This is a genomic window from Wolbachia endosymbiont (group A) of Philonthus cognatus (genome assembly GCF_947251755.1).
Lineage (GTDB): Bacteria > Pseudomonadota > Alphaproteobacteria > Rickettsiales > Anaplasmataceae > Wolbachia > Wolbachia pipientis.
The window spans coordinates 1,155,114-1,177,456 of record NZ_OX366388.1; the positions used below are offsets into that span (position 1 = coordinate 1,155,114).

General features: G+C 34.5%; 16 protein-coding genes and 1 pseudogene. 6 read left to right on the top strand and 11 right to left on the bottom strand.

Going from position 1 to position 22,343, the window contains the following annotated elements:
* Positions 1-46: 46 nt before the first annotated feature.
* The 11 genes from OPR21_RS05390 to OPR21_RS05440 all read right to left on the bottom strand — a co-directional run bounded on the left by OPR21_RS05390 (position 47) and on the right by OPR21_RS05440 (position 10,849).
* A complete protein-coding gene (locus tag OPR21_RS05390) occupies positions 47-1,051 on the bottom strand; it encodes a major capsid protein (RefSeq protein WP_265029648.1) in 1,005 nt (334 codons plus the stop codon).
* 16 nt (positions 1,052-1,067) lie between these two features.
* Positions 1,068-1,439: a head decoration protein gene (locus OPR21_RS05395; protein ID WP_226080686.1), complete on the bottom strand. Its 372-nt coding sequence runs from the start codon at positions 1,437-1,439 to the stop codon at positions 1,068-1,070.
* Between the two features lie 125 nt (positions 1,440-1,564).
* A complete protein-coding gene (locus OPR21_RS05400; protein ID WP_265029647.1) occupies positions 1,565-2,578 on the bottom strand; it encodes a S49 family peptidase in 1,014 nt (337 codons plus the stop codon).
* On the bottom strand, positions 2,578-3,996 hold the full coding sequence (locus OPR21_RS05405; protein ID WP_265029646.1) for a phage portal protein: 1,419 nt from the start codon (positions 3,994-3,996) through the stop codon (positions 2,578-2,580). The genes OPR21_RS05400 and OPR21_RS05405 overlap by 1 nt, the downstream gene beginning before the upstream one ends.
* On the bottom strand, positions 3,996-5,027 hold the full coding sequence (locus tag OPR21_RS05410) for a PDDEXK nuclease domain-containing protein (RefSeq protein ID WP_265029645.1): 1,032 nt from the start codon (positions 5,025-5,027) through the stop codon (positions 3,996-3,998). Before OPR21_RS05410 ends, OPR21_RS05405 begins: the two co-directional genes overlap by 1 nt.
* Positions 5,028-5,046: 19 nt before the next feature.
* On the bottom strand, positions 5,047-5,271 hold the full coding sequence (locus OPR21_RS05415; protein WP_265029644.1) for a gpW family protein: 225 nt from the start codon (positions 5,269-5,271) through the stop codon (positions 5,047-5,049).
* Positions 5,264-7,093, bottom strand: coding sequence for a phage terminase large subunit family protein (locus OPR21_RS05420; RefSeq protein WP_265029643.1), 1,830 nt, complete (start codon positions 7,091-7,093; stop codon positions 5,264-5,266). The genes OPR21_RS05415 and OPR21_RS05420 overlap by 8 nt, the downstream gene beginning before the upstream one ends.
* A complete protein-coding gene (locus tag OPR21_RS05425; protein WP_265029642.1) occupies positions 7,090-8,565 on the bottom strand; it encodes an ankyrin repeat domain-containing protein in 1,476 nt (491 codons plus the stop codon). The genes OPR21_RS05420 and OPR21_RS05425 overlap by 4 nt, the downstream gene beginning before the upstream one ends.
* A gap of 2 nt (positions 8,566-8,567) precedes the next feature.
* The gene (locus OPR21_RS05430) at positions 8,568-9,047 is read right to left on the bottom strand and encodes a hypothetical protein (RefSeq protein WP_265029641.1); all 480 of its coding nucleotides are present in this window, start codon (positions 9,045-9,047) and stop codon (positions 8,568-8,570) included.
* A 28-nt stretch (positions 9,048-9,075) separates the two neighbouring features.
* Positions 9,076-10,290, bottom strand: coding sequence for a DNA modification methylase (locus OPR21_RS05435; RefSeq protein WP_265029640.1), 1,215 nt, complete (start codon positions 10,288-10,290; stop codon positions 9,076-9,078).
* Positions 10,291-10,393: 103 nt separating this feature from the next.
* The gene (locus OPR21_RS05440) at positions 10,394-10,849 is read right to left on the bottom strand and encodes a crossover junction endodeoxyribonuclease RuvC (protein ID WP_253303080.1); all 456 of its coding nucleotides are present in this window, start codon (positions 10,847-10,849) and stop codon (positions 10,394-10,396) included.
* Positions 10,850-11,483: 634 nt separating this feature from the next.
* Between OPR21_RS05440 and OPR21_RS05445 the strand changes: the two genes are divergently transcribed.
* The 6 genes and pseudogenes from OPR21_RS05445 to OPR21_RS05470 all read left to right on the top strand — a co-directional run bounded on the left by OPR21_RS05445 (position 11,484) and on the right by OPR21_RS05470 (position 22,304).
* Positions 11,484-12,506: a virulence RhuM family protein gene (locus tag OPR21_RS05445; protein WP_172758862.1), complete on the top strand. Its 1,023-nt coding sequence runs from the start codon at positions 11,484-11,486 to the stop codon at positions 12,504-12,506.
* 577 nt (positions 12,507-13,083) lie between these two features.
* Positions 13,084-13,876, top strand: a protein-coding gene (locus OPR21_RS05450; protein WP_265023453.1) for an IS5 family transposase whose coding sequence is annotated in 2 segments (ribosomal slippage) — positions 13,084-13,347 and positions 13,349-13,876 — 792 coding nt in all. Because the reading frame shifts where the segments join, the coding sequence is not laid out codon by codon here.
* 39 nt (positions 13,877-13,915) lie between these two features.
* Positions 13,916-14,761, top strand: a complete 846-nt coding sequence (locus OPR21_RS05455; RefSeq protein WP_265030307.1) for a DEAD/DEAH box helicase — start codon at positions 13,916-13,918, stop codon at positions 14,759-14,761.
* A 2,700-nt stretch (positions 14,762-17,461) separates the two neighbouring features.
* On the top strand, positions 17,462-19,576 hold the full coding sequence (locus tag OPR21_RS05460; protein WP_265029639.1) for an AAA family ATPase: 2,115 nt from the start codon (positions 17,462-17,464) through the stop codon (positions 19,574-19,576).
* A gap of 482 nt (positions 19,577-20,058) precedes the next feature.
* A pseudogene (locus OPR21_RS05465) lies at positions 20,059-21,354 on the top strand (IS4 family transposase).
* A gap of 200 nt (positions 21,355-21,554) precedes the next feature.
* Positions 21,555-22,304, top strand: coding sequence for an NTP transferase domain-containing protein (locus OPR21_RS05470; RefSeq protein WP_265029638.1), 750 nt, complete (start codon positions 21,555-21,557; stop codon positions 22,302-22,304).
* Positions 22,305-22,343 lie beyond the last annotated feature (39 nt).

Here is a 22,343-nt window from a genome sequence, read left to right on the forward strand (position 1 = left end):
ATGCTGATAGAATACTAACTGCCTTTTTGTTGCTCTATCAGTATTTTTATGTTGCAACGACCTTGACCAAAACGGCCGGGCGGTGGCACATTGGCAGAGGGTTCGACTGTGTATGCAAATCAGTCCCTCTATCAAACCTCCTTGGCTCTTGTTTTGCATATAGTGGCTGTCCAAGAGTATTTACTGTCTCATTAAAGTCTGCTGGTGCAAAATATGTCGTAAATGTACTTGCTGTTCCTAGTGGAAAACAGTGCCCTGTATCTCTTTCTATAAATCTTCTTACAGTTCCTTCAGGATCAGTTGCTTGCCCTCTATATTCCTCAAACGTTATTCCACAGAACGTAAATCCTGATCTCATATCGTTCCTTAATGCTGCTCCTTCTTGCCATCTCTCGTATGCTTCTTTTACTTTAGTATGAGAAGTAAGTGCATCAAAAAACTCAGGGCTTACTAAAGCATGAATTCCTGTCATATATTCACCACTTAGATTATCTTCTATATGCCGGAGTACTTCCATACACTTACGCTTTACATCAGTTGTTGCTGTTCCCAGTGCAAAATTTACTACTTTTGGTGTTATTTCAAATTCGTTATACAGATTTAACAATTCACTTCCATCTGCGTCCAGAATTATTCCTTTCAGCGCTCCCATTCGCAAATGCTCTAATGTTATTGCATGTTTGTTTCTCATTAGCTGCAAATGATCAGTTATTACATCTGCCAGCGCTTTCAGTTCACTTTCTGATCCAAATGCCCTTATTCCTTGTACTTCCTCTGGTAACACTACATCATCGTGAGGAATATGTGGAATTGTAAATGTTCTTACCTTTCTTTTTCCTCTTTTTCCTACTGTTGCTGGTGCCCCTGGAACTTGCGTTGGTAGTAAACTTAATACTCCGTTTTGCTCTTCTATTGTAATATGTCTAAATCTTACTGACCTACTTGGAAATAAATTTAAATTTTCAACTCGTCCATAATTTACCGGCAATATATTCATCGCATTTGTTAGTGCCGTCATGCTAAATGCTGTATTTGTAAATGGATTTTGCATTGAATTTCTCCTTAAATTAGACTGTTTTGCGAATGATAATTCCACGTGTTTCTAGTTGTTTTATTGCTGCTGTTTTTTGCTCTTCAGTGATATTTACTGGCCACACAACTGCATAATCTGCTAGCATTGCACCGCGAGCAATAATTACTCCTTTACTATTTTCCTTTGCGTTTACATCGCTTGTTATCACTCCTATCGCCGTTTGTGTCCCATCTGTGGCAGTTGGATTTAAAGCTTTAATTAAATTATCTTTAGTATCATAACCAACTACTGTTCCTAGCTTCAGATTTTGCCCCTTGGCTACTGTTATCTGATCTCTTGAATATAGACTTGATGCCTCATACTTTAATAAGTCACCTAGATTATTTTGTTCGGTTATACATGTCATATTTCCTTTTCTCCTTTTTTTATTTTTTTACCGCCATATTTGTAGTTGTTATATGCAGCGGTTATAATTGTGGCGCGTTTTGAACACTTATTTACCGCGGCGATTATATACCACGGTTAAGACCATCAAATGCACCGACTTTTCGCTACCTGCATCATCAATTCTTCTCCTGCATTCTGTGGTATTGCACTCAGTATCTCTGTTTTTTTCGTTCGCTCTGCAAGTAACTCCATTAAAACTTCCCTGGCTTGCTCAACACTTGAGCCTTGCTCTATAAATTCTCCTATCTTTTCTGGCATCTTTGATATATTACATAATCTTATTATCTCTAAAATTTCTCTACGACAGTTCTCCTCAATAGTTGTCATACTAACACTCCTACTTTTATGATTGTTGATAAATTCAAAAAATGTTGTAACTCCATCTGCAAGACCTATTTCTACTGCTTTCTCCCCAAAATATAGACCTGCTTCTGTTGATCGAATCTTTTCAATTGAAAGACCTCTGTTCCTTGCTATTAGCTGCACAAACATTCCATATAGTCGGCCTACTTCTTTTTGTAAGCTTTCTAAACTTTCAGACGTCATTGGCTCATGCGGATTTAAATCATTCTTTCGACTGCCAGCAAAGATTGTGGTGTATTTTATTCCCTGTTTTTCATCAAAACCACTTTGATCTATATGACTTGCTATTACTCCTATACTCCCAACTCCTGAAGTGCGGGTGAGAAAAATCTTTTCAGCGCTAGAGGCTATAGCGTACGCAGCAGAATATGCATCATCATTTGCTATTGCAATAATTCTCTTTTTTGCTCTTGATTCATAAATAAAATCAGCTAGGTCAAAGACACCGTTTACTTCTCCTCCTGGACTGTCTATGTCAAGTAGAATCGTCTCTATGCTTTTATCTTCTAAAGCACTCTCTATCTCTTCATGAATATTTTCATACGAAGTCATGTCTAAAATATGATCAAAAGCTTCTGTTTTTTTTGTCAAAACTCCATAAATACGTATTATTGCTATTCCTTTTGGGTTTATATGAAAATGCTTTAAGTTCTTAAAGATAGGTTGTTTGCTGTTATATAATGATAGTAGTTCAAAGCTTCTTCTCTCTACCATTATTGGCTTATTTATCCACATCACCTTCCTTCCCTTTTATGGTTAACATCAGAATCGAAACAAAGTCCAAAAGAATTAGCTCGCTTTTGATCTTCTGCTATTTCTTGGTCAATTTCTTCTACATCGTAACCCATTTCTGATACTACTTCCGATCGACTCTTAAATCCATTCCTTACTGCCATTTGCTGTGCTTGCTGGTCTTTCAGTGGATCCACCCAATCAAATCCCTGTGGTATCCATTTTACTTCTTCTTTCGCTGCTTTTACTACTTTTTCATCTATACAGAGTTCTCCACAAAGTACTGCTAACTCTAGCCATCTATTCCATACTGGTCTGCAAAATTGAAATACCATAATGTTGTGTTGCAGCATAGCACATCTACGACGAAACTCTATTAATCCAGCTCTGATTGATGAATAATTAACGCCTGTTAAATCTCCTGTTAGCTGCTCATATGTTATCCCTGTACCTATTGCTATTGCCCTCAGTTGCTGTCTCATGAATGCTTCATAACTTCCTCCTACGTCTGATGGTTCTGAAAATTTTATGTCCTCTCCTGGGTCTAAAAGCTGCATTGTTCCAGGTTCCAGGCCAGATAGTGCTACTCCTTGCTCACTTGCTTCACCTTCTCCCATGATATTTGCTTCTGGATCGAGTCTCGTAATAAATCCAGCAAACATTGCTGCAGTTTTCTTTCTCACCAGCTCTGCATCATCATATTGATCAAGCTCATAAAGCTTCAGCAGTATATTAGAAAGCCAAGGCTCCCCTCTGATTTGTCCAGGTCTTAAAGGTTTATAGATATGTAAAACATCATTTGCTGGTACTCTAACTGATTCTCCAAACATACTTTCACCAGGGTGTTCTTTAAATAGGTAGTATGCTTCTCTTTGCCCAAGCCTGTTAAACTCAATCCCGTTTCTTATTACATTACCATTTCCTAAAGTTTGATTTGTTTTATTATCTAAATGTTCAGACTCAAGTACTTGCAGTTGTAATGGTACAGAAAATCTATCTTCCAGTTTTCTCGTTCTTAAACGTACAAAACATTCTCCTCCCTCTATCATACTTCTGCACACTATAGCTTGTAATCCATAAAAATCACTTACTCCGTTACTGTCTGCTTCATCTGTCCATCTTAGCCATAATTCTTGCACCTTCTTTCGAAATTCTCCATCCCTTGCTTTTGATTGTGGTTTTATTCCTGTTCCAATCGAGTTACTTACTATTGTATCAATGATATTTGCTGCATATGGATTTTTTCTTACCATATCCCGAGAGCGGCTACGTAAGTGCCCAAGGCTCTGAGAAAGTAAATTATTTATGCTTCCTAACTCTGGTTGAAAGTGAAAAAATCTTCTTCCTGAACCTGCTGCATCCCACGCTGAACTTTTGATTTTTGGCTTGTTAAATAGTTGTTTGAACGATTTTAATAGCATTACTTTTCTTTATCTGAAATTTTTGATAACTCAGCTTCCAGCTCTTCTATTGTTGGCAAGGCTGTCTTTACATTCTCTGGTAGATTTTCAGTAATTTTATATTCTGCCAACCCTATCGGTTTATTTATGTCTTTCAATGTATACTTAGCTAGTACGTTATCCTTTGACTTGCATAAAATTAATCCTATAGATGGTTGATCTGTCTCGTGCTTTAGTAAATCATCAACGGCTGAAAGATAAAAATTCATTTTACCTGCATACTCTGGCTTGAAATCTTTGTCTTTTAGCTCAATTACTACAAAGCAACGTAGCTTTAAATGATAAAACAATAAGTCAATATAGAAGTCTTTATTTCCAACATCTAAGTGAAATTGCCTACCAACAAATGCAAATCCTTCCCCTAGCTCAAGCAAAAACTTCTCTACATGGCCTACAAGACCTTTTTCTACTTCTCTTTCATGAGCGTCATCTCCTATACTCAAAAAATCAAAAATATATGGATCTTTTAATGTATAATGTGCTAAATCTGACTGGGAAGAAGGTAACTTATCTTTGAAGTTAGTAACAGCTTTTCCTTGACGTTTGTGCAATTCACGTTCGATTTGCATCACCATTATACTACGTGACCAGCCGTGCTCTATAGCTTTTTGAAAATAAAATAGTCTTTCTTTTGGATCTTTTACTTTATCTAAAATAACTACAATATGAAACCAAGGCAATTGTGCAGCAACCTGCTGCGTAAATTCAGTATCTTGATATTCTGCAGCAAATTGACGCATATAAGTAAGATTCCTAGCACTAAATCCCTTCATTTCTGGAAATGCGCTTCTCAAATCCTTACTTAGCTGATCTATGATTTTAGCACCCCAACCATGTTCTTTTTGGCGCTTCAAGATCTCTGTACCAATATGGTGATAAAGCACAATAAGCTTGCTATTTACTGCTAGTGCTGCTTTATAACGACTAGTAGCAATCTGCTCTTTCAGATGCTCTAAAAATTCTGTATATTCTTTTGCTATAATTTTTGTCATATGGGTCCTTTCAACGATATTATATGATCCCATTACTTGTTGAAAAAACAATTTTCCTCTTTGGCTTCACACCTGCAACTTTTAGCTCAGCTTTAATACGTTGTCTTAAGTTTAGTAAATCATTTATCTGAACTTCAGCATATCTCACTACATGGTCACCATATGCAATTGATACTACTCGCTCTCCGTTTTGCAGCTTCTTTATCGCTTCTTCGACTTGAACTAAATACTCTTCGTTATACATTTTCCAGCCATTTACTCTGTCTTACTTTTTTAGGCTTTTTACTTTCCATTTTTCCACTTAAACTATTCCATTTACTCTCTGGCCAACGATCGATTCCAAGCGCAATAGATGCAGCTCTTGCGTAAATTCGACAATCAAGTACTTCATTTCTTTCTCTTACCTTTTGCCACTCTTGTTTGGTGTATCCTTTTACTACCTTGCTGACTAATTGCTCTGCCGTTAGCTGTTTAAAATATTCAGGTGCATACTCGGGAAAATGACAATATCCAGGTAGAGCTTTTCCCTCTTCTTCTTTCAAAATATTAAGTAATTGAAAAAGCTCTGACTTTAATATCGATACTCCTACTGGCCAGAGCTTTATTCCTCTCTTTAGCTTTTGACCACCAACTGTTATATCTACTCTACTTGGGCTGCTAAGTGGTACTAGGGCTTTATTTACACCTTTCACTGCCATTACTCTTCCAGAGCCTTGATGACCTCTTACCCAATTGTATACTTCTTGTGTCGCATACCCAGCATCAACCGCCATCATGCTTATCATGTATTCAAGACCATTTTCACCGATAAAATGATGATTTAACAGCTCAGAGAGTTTTCCCCATACTTCTCCTCCTCCAGTATCACCTTCAAATACTTGGTAGTCTATTGACCAACTTTCACGGCTTTTTCCCCAGGCTACAACTTCTACTTCTAACCGATCTTTTTGTACATCTACTCCTGCTGTGAGTACCACTTCGCCTTTTGGTACTGTACCAATCTGAAAAGATTCTCTTCTGTTAAATAATTGCTTCCATTCTGGTACTTCTCCTTTATCTACCCAGGTTTCTCCAAGTGTGGTATTTATCCAAACTTTCAGTAATTGTTCACTTTCCTTTGCATGGAGAAAATCTTCTACTGCTTGTTGCCAACTATACCAGCCAACTGGACTATAAAGACTTGAAAGATGAAATCCTTTTTTCTCACCTTTTACTCTATTAGTAGGCCTCCATTCTCCACGCTCAAGCATCTCTGTCTTTTGATGATTTTCTATCTTTTCACCACATTCTATACATATATAGTGTGCTGTTTTTGAGTCATTGTTTTCCCATTTTATTTGTGACCATTTTAATACTTGATAGTCATTACAATGCGGACATGGTACAAAAAAATATCTCTTATCCGTTGCTTCAAATTCCTTTTCAATTCTACTTATTCCATGAATCGTTGGCGTTGACACTAAAAAAATCTTTCGCCGTGCAAATGTATTAGTTCGAGCAATACTAAGCAGTACTGGATCTCCTTCTCCTCCCGAATCTCCTGGATAGGCGTCTATTTCATCAAGAAAGAGATATTTTACTGGCATAGAACGAAGTCCTACACTGCTGTTTGCTCCGGTTATTACTACTATTCCACCTGGAAATTCCTTACTTTGTACAGTATTCCCTGAATCTCTTGACCTTGGGTCTTTTACTTTACTTTTTAAACATGGTGTACTTTCAATCAGTGGCGCAAATCTTCCTTTTGACCAACGCTTTCCCATTTCAACTGTTGGCTGTACTACCAGCATTGGACCTGGTGTTTGATCGATAATATAGCCTATCCAATTATTTCCTGCTTCTGTTCCCCCAATCTGCGCTCCTTTCATGAATACTATTTTTTCAGCCGGTGAAGAAGGAGAAAGTGAATCCATGATTTCTTTTAAATAAGGAGTTCTTTCCGTTCTCCACTTTCCTGGCTCTGATGCTGCAGTTGGTGCTAGAACTCGATACTCATTCGCCCACTCTGATACTTTAAGCTCTGGATCTGGTCTTAAACCTTCAGAAAATGATGTGGCGTATATCATATTGCTAGCTCTTCACCATCATTAGATGATACTTCAACATCACTTAAATTAGGACTACTTGTTTTCTCACTTTCGAGTTCAATAAACATTTTCTTTTCAAGCGCTTCTTCTATATACTTCTGAATTAAATTACTCATTACTATTGCAGCTATGAGTGCAACTATTCCCACCATTACTGCAGCTATAATGTTAGGGTAAATTCCCACTATCGCTATTGCACATACTGTTATAGAAACACAGACGATATTGATATATTTCTTTATTTTTTTGTCTGCTATTTTCCTTTCTTCAAAATATTTATTGCTCAATAAATGAAATGTTGGAAAGTTGTCATTTTTTCCAAATAAAACTATATCTTTTTCTTTGCTTAATAACTTTATCAGTTTTACGTTATTTGTTGTTATTGCGTACTGAAAAACATCTGTAGCATCTGCTCTTTTCTTTAGCAGTAATTTTACTATATTAAAATGTCTATTTATTGCTGCAAGATATATCGCTGATTCTCCTTTATTGTTTAAAATATCTACTTCAACTCCCTCTTCTAAAATCTCTTCTAGGAACTCCTCATATCCTTTTTTTGCAGCTAAATGAAGTAAACTGTTTTTATCTTCTCCATATTTACTACTCATTAAAATTTCCACTATATCTTGTTTATTCCTTTCTCTTGCATAACAAAATGGTGTTTTGCCTTTATCATCTCTAATCAAAGGATCTATATCTTCTCGCGTTAGTAAAACCTCTATTGTTTTAAGTCTTTCAGCATAATGTAATGGTGTTTTATTTTCATAGTCTTGTAAATTGACCTTGGAGTTTGGAGCATTTGTTAAACACCTTACAATATCCAAACACAAATCTCGTTCATCATAATTGCTAACGCTTACAGCATTGTGAAGAGGTGATAACTTTGTTGCATTTTCTCCACTACCGGTCCTATTTACATTTGCATCGAGGTCTACTAGTTTTTTTACTACTCCTATTTTCTTGTTGTTTACTGCATAATGAATTGCTGCGTGATTTCTCGCATCAAGAATGTCCTTATCCGCATTTCCTTCTCTAATTAAAATTTCTACTATCCCTTCATTTCCAGCTCCTGCTGCTAAGTGTAATGCTGTATGTAGTAGAGCATTCTGCTCATTAACATTAACCCCTTTGTCGAGTAAAAACCTTACAGCATTTGCTTCATTCAACATCGCAGCTAAATGAAGTAAGCTATCTTTCTCCAATCCATATTTGTGATTGATTAGTGCTTGTAATATCTCTTCTCTTGCACAAGAGAGCGCACTTTTACCATCATCATCAGTGATCAGTGGATTAATATTTTTCCTATTTAGTAAGAGCGCAACCATACTAAGCTCGTTAATTTCTACTGCATAATGTAGCGGTGTCTTTCCATTTAATCCTCTAACATTTACATCCACTCCTGGTTGATTAATGAGACACTTTATTAATTCTAAACTTAAGTTAGCAGACATTATTAAAATTTAGCGTTAGATAATTCTTCAAGTGAGTTTGTAATCTCTTCAGTTAGCGCCATATGAATCTTTTCAGTGTCACTCAGTGATGCAAGTAGTGCTGAAACTCTATTTGGAATATTAAGTAAATTATTACGGACAACTCTTGCTATATTAAATGCTTCGCGCTTTACTTCCTCTACCGCTACAAGTTCACCAATCTCAGCTTTTGCCTTTGCCTCAAGAAGTTTACCTCGTTCCATTTCATTTTTTATTCTAGTTTTTAGCAACATTGTAGAAAGGTTATTTGTATTTTCGTTTTCTGGATTTTTCCTCCTCAGTGGCTGACTTGGATCTCTTATTGCCGCTACTGCTTCATTTGCTTGTTCTCTATTGATCAAACCATCCTCCAACTCAACTATTCCTTTTTTTACTAAATAACAGACATATTGCTTTGATACTCCTATCTCTCTTGCCCATTCCGTCTGCGTGATTTTTTCCACTCTTTTCCTCCTCTCTTTTTGCTCCTTTTTACGAATTTTCTTCTTGAATTTCTGCAAAAGTTTTACCAGTACTGGCTAAAAGGGCATCTCTTCCGGTATATATTTGCCAACGTTTTATGGTTACATCTACAAATTTTGAATCTAGCTCTATTGTCCTACAAATTCTTCCTGTTCTCTCACATGCAATCAGTGTGCTGCCAGAACCGCTAAATGGATCAAGTACAGTATCCCCAGGTCTGCTGCTATTAACTATTGCTTTCTCCATTAGCTCTACTGGCTTCATTGTTGGGTGCAGTGAGTTATGTGTTGGCTTATCATAAAACCATAGATCACTTTGATTTCTACCTCCATTCCACTCACGTTTATTGCCCCTTTTCCACCCATAGAGCATTGCTTCGTATTGTCTTTGATAATCAGACCTGCCTAGTGTAAAATGATTCTTTGCCCAAATGATAAATGTTGACCATTTTCCTCCTGCCTCCTCAAATGCTTTTTGCAACGTTGAAAACTCTGATGATGATATGCAGATGTAAATTGCTCCTTTCGTATATGCTAAAATATGAGTACAAATATCATAGAGAAAAAGCTCATACTTTTCACCTTGATTATCATTTAGTATCTTTTTATCCTCTCTTTCTTGACTGCTACCATAATCAACGTTATATGGAGGATCACAAATAGTAATGTCTGCCATTTTATCGCCCAGTACTGCTTTAAATGATTCAACTACAGAGCTATCACCACAATAGATTCTATGATCACCTAAAATCCAAAGATCACCTGGTTTTGTTACCTTTTTGTCATCAACAGCTAAGTCAGAAAGATCTTCTTTTTCACTATCTAAATCATCAAGGAAATGTTGAACTTTTTCTAATTCAAATCCAGTCATTTTAAGATCAAACTGTAAATCTTCTAACTCTTGAATTTCTACTTTCAAAAGCTCATCATCCCACTTTGCCCAATTAGCTGATTGATTTGCCAGTAACCGAAAAGCTTTAGTTTGTGGTTCATTTAAATTATCACTTAAGACCACTGGAATACTCTCCATACCAAGTTTTCTTGCTGCTTTAAGTCTTAAATGACCATCAACCACAGTTCCATCGCTTTTTGCAACTATTGGTATACGAAAGCCGAATTCCCTGATTGAAGCACACATTCTATTTACTACGTCATCATTTTTACGAGGATTACGCTTATATTCGACGAGGTTTTCAACAGGATAGTAGTGGATTGCTAAATTCATATCTTAATAATTAAAAAGTTAATATTCAAAATATCTCTGACGCTAAAGAAGGCCTGGGGTCTGACCCACCAAACCCGCCATTATGGCCGAAAGGACCCACTTTTTATGGATTTTTCATCTTATTAATATCTTTACTAATATAGAACATTAATGCCAAAGCATCGGCCTCATTATCATCTCTAGGTAAAAAACTTTTTTCACGTATCGCTTCAATAACTTCACTCTTACTTGCATTGCCTTTGCCTGCTATAAAGCGTTTGATAGTTTTAACATTAACACCTTGGTAGGGAATATTGTTCTCTTCACACCAAGCAGACAGAACTGCGAGAAAACCGCCATAGCAATGCGCTGCATCAGTTCCTAGATGTCTTCTCACTTCCTCAAAATACACTGCAGAAATGTCTTTCAAAGAATTGAGCCAATTACGAAAATTCAAGAAGCACATGCCACCTCCGCTAAAACGGCTACCATGAAAACTTTTGCTCCCACTTTCAATTACTCCATCTGTTAGAATTGCCCAGCCTGTCTGTTTACCGAGGTCCAGTGTTAGGATTGACATTATTTAAAACTATAAGTAGCACTGATTCCAAAATATCGTCTGGTTCCTCGAACGTACTATCAAAAAGCGGTTTATAGTTTTTTTGTTGGCCAACAACGGAAATTCGAGAATCATGTGCTACTCCTAATACCAAGTCCCGTTAGTAATAAAACAAATGAAAAAGAGCTCTTTTTGCCTATAACTGGGGAATTAAGCAAATTTATAACGTGTTCCATTTGTCTTCCCAATAACGAATATTGGTATAAGAAGTATATGGATTAAGGTTGTCTACGTTATAGTAGCTCTTTCAACTACCTCTTAACAGATATATACTAGAAATGAGGTTGGAAATTTGATTTGCACTAAATTTTTTTTGTTTGAGTTAAGTTATTTCTTCTCAATTACGCAACTTAGCAAACACTTTGTTTCTCTTGCTATCAGCTAATTTAAAGGTTTTCTGGGAACACTCAATAAAAAAAGATGAGAGATACAAGGAACTTATGAAAGCTGTTGCAAAGTGAGTTTTCTCCTTCATACAAATTTTTTCTTTACAATGAATAAAAACGGTGTTAAACTTACTTGTAAGTTTATTTATATCAATCTAATCATTAGTAGTACTTTTTATTTGCTTTTCAAAGGGTGTTAAAGGAAGTGTATGAACAGGAATCATAATGAAATTTTATTCTATGAAACAGATGATGGAAAGGTATGTATTGAAGTTAGATTTGAAAATGAAAATCTATGGCTTACTCAGAAACATATGGCTGAGTTATTTGGCTGTTCAACTGATAATATTTCATTGCACCTAAAAAACATTTATCTATGTAAAGAACTAGATAAAAACTCAACTACCGAGGAATCCTCGATAGTTCAAAAAGAGGGAGAAAGAGAAGTAAAACGTGATGTGGTTTTCTACAATTTAGAGGCTGTGATATCAGTTGGTTATCGTGTCAATTCAGAGCGTGGTGCTGCTTTTCGCACATGGGCAACTGATAAGCTAAAGAAGTATATTTTCAAAGGTTTCGTGATTGATAGCAATAGATTTAAAAATGGCTCTAGATTTGACACTCGGTTTTTTGATGAGTTGCTTGAAGAAATTAGAGAAATTCGTGCAAGTGAGCGTATGGCTTATCAGAAAATCACAGACATTTATGCAACTTCAGTAGACTATGCAAGCTGTTCAACTGAAACAAAAAATTTCTTTGCTATAGTGCAGAATAAATTGCATTTTGCTATTACTGGAAATACAGCAGCAGAAATTATTGCTAACAGAGTGGATAGAAGTAAACCTAATATGGGATTAACAAATTGGCGTAAGGGGCCTAAGGGAAAAATCTTTCTTTCTGACACGCAAGTAGCAAAAAACTATTTAGATAAAAATGAAATTGCTCAGCTAAACAGAATAGTAAATATGTATATAGATTACGCAGAGTTTCAAGCTGCCAGGGGTAAAGTAATGTATATGAAGGATTGGAAAGAGAAACTCGATGCATTTTTAAGATTTAATGAGCAAGATATATTACAGAATTATGGCAAAACCTCTCATGAAGTAGCAATTGCCCTAGCTACAAAAGAATATGAGGTATTTAGAAAAACACAGGATAAGTCATATAAGTCAGACTTTGATAAATTGGTGGAAGAAAAGAAAAGTCTTGATCAAAAAAGTGTAAAAACTTAGAGCTAAATTTCATAAAAGTAAAAAACAATTTAGAAATGCCTTTTAATTGAGTTTTAAGCTATCTTGTTGGTGGGTTGTATAATCGCTTTGAAACTTAATTGTAGTGGCTTTTACCTTTTTGCAGAAGTTAAGTTTTCTGAGTAGTAAGATGAAAGTAGTATATGTTAATTCATACTACTTATTATTATATAATAATAGAAAACTTTAGAGACTGAAAACTGGTCAAAACCCCTCAATATTCCTAAGTTTTTTGCCACCTAAACCAGATTGCAGCTCAGAAATCTGTCAACCCTTAAACTATTGAAAATACATCATTTTTTTGCTAGCAGAAAGTACCAGATCTCATAAACTGCACCAGATTCTGCCAAGACTGAAGAGTTCTGGAGTCTGGTATTGTAGCTGAGATCTAATTATAGTAAAGCCAAATGTTTGAATCTTCAACTGGCACAATACTTCCATATTCTGGCGATTTGTAATCGGTTGGTAAAATCTTTTCATACACTGTAATATCCTTAGAACCTGTACATGATCTCAAGAAAGGAATAAACTAAGAGATAATATATATAAGTTAGGATATATGAGGAGTTTATACCCAAGTGATATAAGTCGGGAAAGATTTGAGATTATGTTACCAGATCTAGAGTCCTGTAGAAAAAAAACAAAACCAAGAAAACTTGATTTGTATGATGTATTTTGTGGAGTGTTATACGTTCTGAAAAGCGGTTGTCAGTGGAGAATGCTACCAAAAGAGTTTCCAAAATGGCGCAATTGTTACGACTATTTTAAGAAGTGGAGTGAAAAACCAGATGCAGATAAAGAAAGTGTTCTGGAGCTGGTGTTAAAAAAAAATAGTTGGCGTGGTCCGACAAAACAATGGTCGGAAAGAAAAAACCAGCTTCTGCATAATTGATGCACAGAGTGTAAAAAATGCAGATACTGCTGAAGAAAAAGGCTATGATGCAGGCAAAAAGATTTCAGGAATAAAACGCCATATTGCAGTAGATACGCAAGGTTTGCCCCATGCAATTTATATAACAACAGCAGAGATAACTGACCGTAGCAGTGCTGTGAGAATGGTCGAAAATGCAAAAGAAAACCTCTCGGGAGTTAAAAATGTACTGGTTGATGCAGGCTATACTGGAGAGAATTTTGCAACTCAAATAAAAACGATTATTGGTGCAACCGTTGAAGTGATAAAAAGAAATGAATTACATTCCTTTGTTGTATTGCCCAAAAGATGGGTTGTGGAGCGATCTTTTGCTTGGTTAGAAAAATGTAGAAGATTGTGGAAAAATTGTGAGCGAAAACTCAATACTAGCCTACAAATGGTCGTTCTGGCTTTCACTGCCTTACTTCTGAAAAGATTATGAACAGGCTCTAAGGAATTTAAAACTCATTTTGCAACACCAATTGAAAAAGCGAGAGACAAAGTTTGTCTAGAGAAGTTCATGAAAGTTACTCATCCCTTTATGCTACGTAGGGTAAAAAGTGATAAAAGCATTATAGAGGATCTACCAGATAAAATTGAAAATAATCGTTATTGTTCTCTAACTCCAGAGCAAACAGCACTTTATCAAGAAGTAGTTAACACAACTATGAAAAAGATAGAAAAGAGTGAAGGAATTGAGCGTAAGGGTCTAATTCTTAAGCTTATCAATGCTTTAAAGCAAGTTTGTAACCATCCATCGCATTTTGGCAAGAAAAAGCGTGCAAGTATTGAACAGTCAGGAAAGATGCAGATGCTAGAAGAGATATTGATAGGAATTAGTGAGCTTGCAGAAAAATCATTGATATTTACTCAATACACTGAAATGGGTGAGATTATAGCTAGGCTACTTGAAGAAAAGTTTGAATCAAAAGTGCCATTTTTGCATGGAAGTTTATCCCGTAAAGCACGAGACAAAATGGTTAATGATTTTGAAAACTCATTTCGATCAAATATTCTCATAGTATCTTTAAAAGCTGGTGGAACAGGGCTTAATTTAACAGCAGCAAACCATGTAATACATTACGATTTATGGTGGAATCCAGCAGTGGAAGCACAAGCAACAGATAGAGCGTACCGTATTGGGCAAGAACGTAATGTTATGGTGTACAGGCTACTTTCAACAGGTACTTTTGAAGAGCGTATTGATGAGATGATTCAAAGTAAGGAAGAGTTAGCAAACTTAACTATAAGTAGCGGCGAGAGTTGGATTACAGAATTTAGCAATAATCAATTGAAAGATTTGATCAATATAAGAAATGCTGTATAAAAAACAAGTTCAGCTATCCACTTCTTATCTTAAAAATGTAAAAAAACAACATTTGGCCTGCTAACACATATCTTATCGCATTCGGACTATTATAAGAAAGGCTGTACAGAGTATGAATCTGATTTTGACGAATTAATTAAAGCAGGTGAGAAAATAACTACAACAAAGACCAGCTTATAGTTGAGTTATCTGTGTTTGACATCTTGCTTTTGTTTTAATTTCAAGGGGGGTGACCCACCCTTTAGAAAGCTCTATATCTCTATCTACCAATAATATAGTGGAAATTTTGTCTCTATTATACGCGATAAAATTGGAGACGTAAATAAATAAATTTTGATCTTTGTCTCTGTTTTAAGCGGTTTTGTAGCTTATGTTTGCAGCAATTTCAAACTTTTTTCTTTATCTTCACCTACAATTTGTTTATAGAGATTATCTGAAATATTTTCTTAAGAGTTTTAGATAAAAGTCGTTATATTTCAATAAGACCTCCAAAATAACCAGCTTTTATTGCACCGATTTAAAAGACCGTTCACTTTTTTGAAAAAATATTTTACAACAAATAAAAAACGTGATAGACTAAGGTAAGGTTTTTTTATAGCAAGTAAAAGTTTAAGGTAAAAAATAATTTAAAAATTACTCTTAATCAAGTTTTGAGCTACCTTACATGAGTAACTTAGGTCCTAGTTGTACGATTGTACCCTAAAGTTGTAGAATCTTTTTAAAACGCTACTATTAGCCATCTTGTCTTTTGTAAACATTTATCTTTCATCTTTTTTTAGGTTATCCAAAATGCAATAGTAGGTTTTTCATATTTTTGTCCCTGTGTTGTATTTTTGTTTAGGGCGATCTGATTCATTAAGTCTTTTGGAAATAGAAAAGTAATACACTAAGTGGCTAAAAGCATAGAAATTCAGTGAGTTAAGTATAGTATGTTTTTGTTCCTAATTTTTCAATTTTACTGGAAATCACAAGACTCAGAACAGCTTTTTATTCCTTAAAACCTTACTTTGAAGAATAGGCCACACATTTATCTTCCTTTGAGTGATACCTTTAATTATCTTACAATGACTAGGTTTATGTCTACTAATATCATGAAATGCAGATATCCCCTGGTCCACCTGAGTAGTTAGAGTAGGTTATAGGCGGCTTTAAAAAACCGGTTAGTTGCCACTTGAGTTTATTTTTTAAATAACTTTTATATTTCGGTTAAAAATTAAAATGGACGGTATATTAGCCTTTTTGAAAACCATTTCAGTTGAGTACCCGGTTAAAACTTATTACAGTTCATGTCTTTTTGCTTAACTTGTTATTTAAAAATTAAAAAAGTAATAAATTAAACATTTAAGCGCGTTAATAATATTTAGGTAGGTATTATGAAAGGTACATATCCTATATGTTCTATTATTATATATTATTATTTATTATATATATAATATATAAGGTTTTACCCGAAACTGGGCTACACTCAAAAACCCTCTATAATCCTAGCTTTCAAAGCAATTAAGAAGTTTTTTTGAATTTCAAACTTAAATTATCCTTAACCCTTTAATATAGCTGGGTTTTTTCCTTTTAGGAGATTTCATTTTCCAATCTAAAATAGCTTAAACTGCCAAAAATCTATGTAATCTCGAATCTAAAGCACTTAATTCACAAATAATTATTATGAATAACTTTACTAATACAACATTTTTGTGGCTACTTCCTATAGATGAAAAATCTCTCCCCTGAGTATATTGTAAATGTGTTAAGCTCTATTAAAGTTTAATAGAAAAATCGTAATGAAAAAAATTTTAGAGCAATTCATATTTCGGACTGCATTTCTAGTATATATCGTTTAGAAAAGAAGTCATTTAGTGGAGTATGAAAGCTAATAGAAAGCGGAGTTGTGCAAAATTTTTTAAAAAAGTGAACAGTTTTTATAATTTTGGTGAACATATATAGTAAGGGAACAGTGTAAGTTTAAAGTTAGATGTTTTTATAATAAGGAGTAAAAGTGTTTTGGAAAAATTTCCCTCACTTCCGGAAAGATCGATAAGGGATCCGGTATACTATAGTAAATGGTACAGAAATATAAGCATCTCTTGAGTTATGTTAATAAGTGAACTTAGTTTATGCAGTAAGCAACTGTCATAAATTTTCTACCATATAGGTATATTTACTTATTAAAGTAAGCTTCAAAATGCAAATCATTTGGCAAACCTACCAAATAACCAGATGAACTTACAAAGAGAAATACAAGAAAATCAATACCTTAAGAGAATTTCAAATGGCAAATAAAATTTCATTTGGCAAAATTGCCAATCGGCTCCAAAGCTGCGTATATGTGGAGGTTTAACCAAAATGTTAAATGGCAAATTTCCTTATATATAATATATATTACATACTATAAATATGTAATATATCAATGTGACAAAATAGAAGCATTATGATTATTTAATAGGAAGTTGACATAGTGAGGAAAATATTGTAGAATTACATTAGAGTATTTTGTCTTAAAAGAAAGAAAACTCTAAGAGCCTTCAATCTTACCTTTACTATAAACCTGAACTGACTTCCTTCACTTATTAATATATTTTCAAGCTTTGCCAAGAGAACCACCTACTACATTTTTTACTTCATGATTAAGAGAACAAGACCGCAACCAATACAGCCTTGCTCAAAAACCTTTCAAACACTTAACTTTAAAAGGAGCTTCAACTTATGGTACAAGATTTTTTAACTGATGTCAAAGAAAAAAATACTTTAAATTATGATTTTAACGACGCTGTCTCACATTTAGAACCATTAGAACAATTTGATGTAGAAGAAATAAAAAGACAACTATTATTAAACATCAGATCATGCCTTTCTTATTTATTTCCAAGAGGAACTTTTCATGGTGACAAATTTCAGATAGGTGATGTACAAGGTAATAAAGGCAAAAGCCTCAAAGTTGAATTAGCGTATGGCAAGGTCGGATTATGGATTGATTTTGCAACTGGGGACGGTGGTGACATTATTGATCTTTGGGCAGCTGCACATGGGAAAAACGCTAAAATAGAATTTGTTGAAGTAATTTCTTCGATAAGTGAATGGATAGGATGTAACAAGCGACCTACTAAAGAGCAAAAGAGAATAACTCAATGGGACTATCTCGATCAGGATAATCAGTTGATTGCCAGCAAATATCGTTATGATACTGCTTCAGGAAAAAGTTATCAACCATTTGATGCTAAAAAATCTACCTTTACTGCACCTGAGATCAGGCCTCTGTATAACATTCCAGGCATCACTAAATCTGATAGAGTGATATTGGTAGAAGGGGAAAAATGTGCTGAGCTACTCATAGAACAAGGGATCACTGCAACAACAGCAATGTTTGGAGCAAAAGCACCTATTGAGAAAACTGATTGGACTCCACTTAAAGGTAAACACATTATTATATGGCCAGATAACGATGATCCTGGAAAAGATTATGCTCAAGAAGCCGCAAAAAAGCTTTCTGGTTTTGGAGTTGCATCACTTTCTATTCTCAAGATTCCTCAAGATAAGCCAAAATCTTGGGATGCTGCAGATAGTGTGCTAGAAGGAATGAACGTTGAAGAATTTATCCTTAACAACAAAAGCCCTTATTCTTCAAGAAAGTCAAAAAGAATTGATACTACAGTTTGGACCAATATCCCTCCAGAAAGAAAGTGGGTTATTAAGGATTGGCTCCCTGTAGGAAGTGTTACAGCTCTTTATGGTGATGGTGGTGTTGGAAAATCTCTCCTTGCTCAACAATTAATGACAGCCGCTGCTTTTGGTAAACCTTGGCTTGGAATAGATCTGGAAAAAATAAAGACATATGGTGTGTTCTGTGAAGATGATGAAGAAGAACTTTGGCGTCGGCAATGCGCAATAAATGAATTTTATCAATCAGGTATGGAATCTTCTGATTTTCAGGATAATGTTGGCTTATGGTCACGAGCAGGGCACAATAATCAACTTATGGTTTTTAATAACAAAGATACTGGTCAATTAACTACGTACTTTCAAGAGTTACTTGAGGATATTGAATCGTTTCAGCCGAAGCTTGTGATATTAGATACAGCAGCAGACCTATTTGGAGGAAATGAAAACGACCGTTCTCATGTGAGACAATTTATTCAAGGTTGTTGTGGTCGAATAGCTCAAGCAATAAAAGGAGCTGTTTTATTACTTGCCCACCCTTCTGATGCGGGAATAATACGTAAAACTGGCACAGGCGGTTCAACAGCATGGAATAATACAGTAAGGTCTCGTTGGTATTTGACTAGACCAGATAAAGCTAATGCTTCTCCTGATGAGAGAATTTTATCGCGCAAAAAATCTAACTATTCGCAGTGCAATAACGGGCAAATGACACTTTACTGGAAAAATGGGGCATTTGTACATGACAATTCAGTTTTAAATTCAGAACCAATAATCAGAGATCAATATAGTAAAAAGTTGGATTTAGAACGGATGAGAAAACATGAGGTTATCTTGAGTTTAATTCGCAGTAGCGCATATCAAGGTAATATTTATACTGCTGGACAATTTGCAAAGCGTTTTGAAGGAGAAGAGGGTCTTGGCAGTGAGCGCAATATTAGAGAAAGAATAAATAATCTTGCAACTCTTGGACAGATTAAATTCTTTCGTAATGCTGCAGGATATGGGACCAATTCTAAATATGGATTTCTTTGTGTGCAGGATATGGAATTTAAAGTTTCAGTAGGAGATAAAGTAGAGCACAAGTTAATAAAGCCAACACATTACTATCTACAAGCAAATGGTGCGGTCTTGCCTATTAAAGATTTAGATATTTTGTGGTAATTTTTCAAAAAGTTTCTGAAAATAGCAATTACTTTTATTCAAATTTTCAGGATGTTGAGAGCATTTAAGAGGGGCAAGTGAGTTTTCTAAAAAACCTTCATACAAAATTTTCTTTACAATGAATAAAAATGACGATAAAATCATGTGCAAGTTTATTTTATACTAATAGAATTAGTATAAGTACATTTTATTCAAATTTTAAAGGGCATTACAGACGCTAAAGAGATACAATCGATTGGGTTGGACACACTCGCTTTAGAACTTAATTACAGGCTTTTTGGTGAATTAAGCAGTAGTTACCTTATTTCAAACAGAGTGGTCTAAGAGGTTTCATCAATAAAAACCATACTTGAAAGTAGCACACACTCAATTATAACCATACGCGTCAAGTTAAGAAGAAGTGAGGTAAAGTTGGTGTAAAGAAAAGAAAAAGAAGATATAAGTTCTCTTAAAATTAACAAACAAAACGGAGAACTTATACAATGAAAAGAATAGTTTGCATCTCAAAAAAGCTCAAAGAATTTTTTAATGAAAAAGCAGATAAAATCTCAGCTACAACAGGATTTATAAAAAGAAAGAGGAAGCTAAAAGGCTCGTCGTTCGTAGAAGCCATAGTCTTGGGTAATATAGGGGTTGATAATTGTAGTATAGAGACAGTGTGTCAATTATTGAATGAAGACTCGATAAATATAACAAAACAAGGTCTGGACTTTAGATTTACCAAGGAAGCAGTGGAATTCATGAAAAGAATGTATAATGAATCTTTAACGTTACTTAAAAATACCTTACAAGTTGATTGCAGAATCTTGAAGCACTTTGGAGGTGTTAAGTTATTAGACAGCAGCTATATTAGCTTACCTAACAGTATGGAAGACATGTATAAAGGTTATGGACAGTGGTTATGAAAGTAATACTAAGTCTGGAATAAAGTTACAATTAGTTTTTGACTACCTAAACCAGACATTAGACCAGCTTAATATAACTGAAGGAATAAGAGGGTTATAGAAGCCATTTAAGCAATATATCGAGCAACGATTTACTAATATCTGATTTGGGTTATTTTGTGCCAAGTTCTTTTGAGCAGATCAGTCAAGCAGGAGCTTACTTTATCAGTCGTTGATACGAATACATATGATATAGAGACGGGTCAAAAAATAGATTTACTAGAACATTTGGAAGATCGATCTTTTCTAGAACAGGAGGTGCTGTTAGGAAAAGAAACAAAAATTAAAGTGAGAATTATATGTCAAAAATTAACTGAAGAACAGTCTATAATTAGAAGAAGAAGGGCTAACAAGTTAGCAAAATCACATGGATATACATCTTCTCAAAAGAATCAAAAATTGCTGGATTGGTCGATATTCATAACTAACGTTCCAAAAAGTAAGATTAATGCTGAGCAAATACTAGTAGTTTACCGAGTAAGATGGCAAATTGAATTATTGTTCAAATTATATAAGAGTAATATAAGGCTTGATAAGCTGAGAGGAAAGCCATACAGAGTATTATGTGAGCTATATGCCAAATTGTGTGCAATTCTTATATTTCATGGAATAGTGGGTTGCACAGAATTGAAAAAAAATACGGAGCTTAGCTTAACAAAGGCATTTATTGAGCTAAAAAGACGGGTTAGAGAGTTATTTTTAGCACTAAATAATAAAATTAAAGGCTTAAATATTTTTCTCAAAAAGCTTACCATAACTTGGTCGCAATTTTCATTAAAAGACAAGTACAGAAAAACTAGGCTATCCACCTTAACTTCTCTAAATTTGCTTTAACTTGACGCGTATGCTCAATTATAACTATGGGGCGTCTCTTTCTAAAATTTTACTTAATAATTGCTAAGAATTACTACAGATGCTAATTTAACGAATTTTGTCTGTTCGATGGTAGTTATTTTCCTCTAGAAAATCAAAGTGGACTTTACATCTTACTAATTATAAATTAACTTACTACCTAATCAATTCCTGAGTTATGTATGAGTAACATTTTGATAATATTAGCAGCAGGAAAGAGCAGTAGAATGAATTCTGAATATCCAAAAGCGTTGCACCAAGTGGGAAATTTTACTCTTTTAGAGCATATAATTCACAATGCAAAACCGCTGAGTTTAAAAAGTCTATCAATTGTCATTAACAAGGCTTTTCTAAAGGAGTTAGAAAGATTTAGTACCTTAAAAGATATAATTGATAAATATAATATAAAATTGATAATTCAAGAAAATATTACAGGTACTGGCACTGCAGTTAAAATTGCCCTAGAAAACCTGGAGGGGTTATCTGACCAAGACATAGTTTTAATACAGTATGGAGACACTCCCTTTATATCTAGTGATACAGTTATGAAAATGACTGATTGTTTAAAGTATAATAATTTAGTTCTTCTTGGATTCAATAGTCAAGATGAACAATATGGAAGATTAGTAATTGATAATTACGGAAATGTTCAAAAAATCCTAAAAAATGGAGATAAAATGCTTCTTGCAAACTCTGGAATAATAGTTTCATATGCTAAAGATCTTTTTACCTTAGTAAAAGAAATAAAATTTAATAATTCGACCAATGAATATTGTCTTAATGATATAGTGCCCATTGCAGCAAACAATAACTTGAGTGTAGGTTATGTAGTTTCTGATGAAAGAGAAGCAATGGGAGTAAATAATAAGGAGGATTTGATTAAAGCCGAACACTATTTTCAAGAAAGAAGGCAGCCAACTTTTCTTTCATAACTACATTTTTTTATTCATTAATTTAAGTTGACATTTGTT

What these genes read in the sequence shown, in the direction of transcription:
- OPR21_RS05390 (WP_265029648.1), bottom strand. Translation starts at nt 1,051, where the DNA reads ATGCAAAATCCATTTACAAATACAGCATTTAGCATGACGGCACTAACA.
- OPR21_RS05395 (WP_226080686.1), bottom strand. Translation starts at nt 1,439, where the DNA reads ATGACATGTATAACCGAACAAAATAATCTAGGTGACTTATTAAAGTAT.
- OPR21_RS05400 (WP_265029647.1), bottom strand. Translation starts at nt 2,578, where the DNA reads ATGTGGATAAATAAGCCAATAATGGTAGAGAGAAGAAGCTTTGAACTA.
- OPR21_RS05405 (WP_265029646.1), bottom strand. Translation starts at nt 3,996, where the DNA reads ATGCTATTAAAATCGTTCAAACAACTATTTAACAAGCCAAAAATCAAA.
- OPR21_RS05410 (WP_265029645.1), bottom strand. Translation starts at nt 5,027, where the DNA reads ATGACAAAAATTATAGCAAAAGAATATACAGAATTTTTAGAGCATCTG.
- OPR21_RS05415 (WP_265029644.1), bottom strand. Translation starts at nt 5,271, where the DNA reads ATGTATAACGAAGAGTATTTAGTTCAAGTCGAAGAAGCGATAAAGAAG.
- OPR21_RS05420 (WP_265029643.1), bottom strand. Translation starts at nt 7,093, where the DNA reads ATGATATACGCCACATCATTTTCTGAAGGTTTAAGACCAGATCCAGAG.
- OPR21_RS05425 (WP_265029642.1), bottom strand. Translation starts at nt 8,565, where the DNA reads ATGTCTGCTAACTTAAGTTTAGAATTAATAAAGTGTCTCATTAATCAA.
- OPR21_RS05435 (WP_265029640.1), bottom strand. Translation starts at nt 10,290, where the DNA reads ATGAATTTAGCAATCCACTACTATCCTGTTGAAAACCTCGTCGAATAT.
- OPR21_RS05440 (WP_253303080.1), bottom strand. Translation starts at nt 10,849, where the DNA reads ATGTCAATCCTAACACTGGACCTCGGTAAACAGACAGGCTGGGCAATT.
- OPR21_RS05445 (WP_172758862.1), top strand. Translation starts at nt 11,484, where the DNA reads ATGAACAGGAATCATAATGAAATTTTATTCTATGAAACAGATGATGGA.
- OPR21_RS05460 (WP_265029639.1), top strand. Translation starts at nt 17,462, where the DNA reads ATGGTACAAGATTTTTTAACTGATGTCAAAGAAAAAAATACTTTAAAT.
- OPR21_RS05470 (WP_265029638.1), top strand. Translation starts at nt 21,555, where the DNA reads ATGAGTAACATTTTGATAATATTAGCAGCAGGAAAGAGCAGTAGAATG.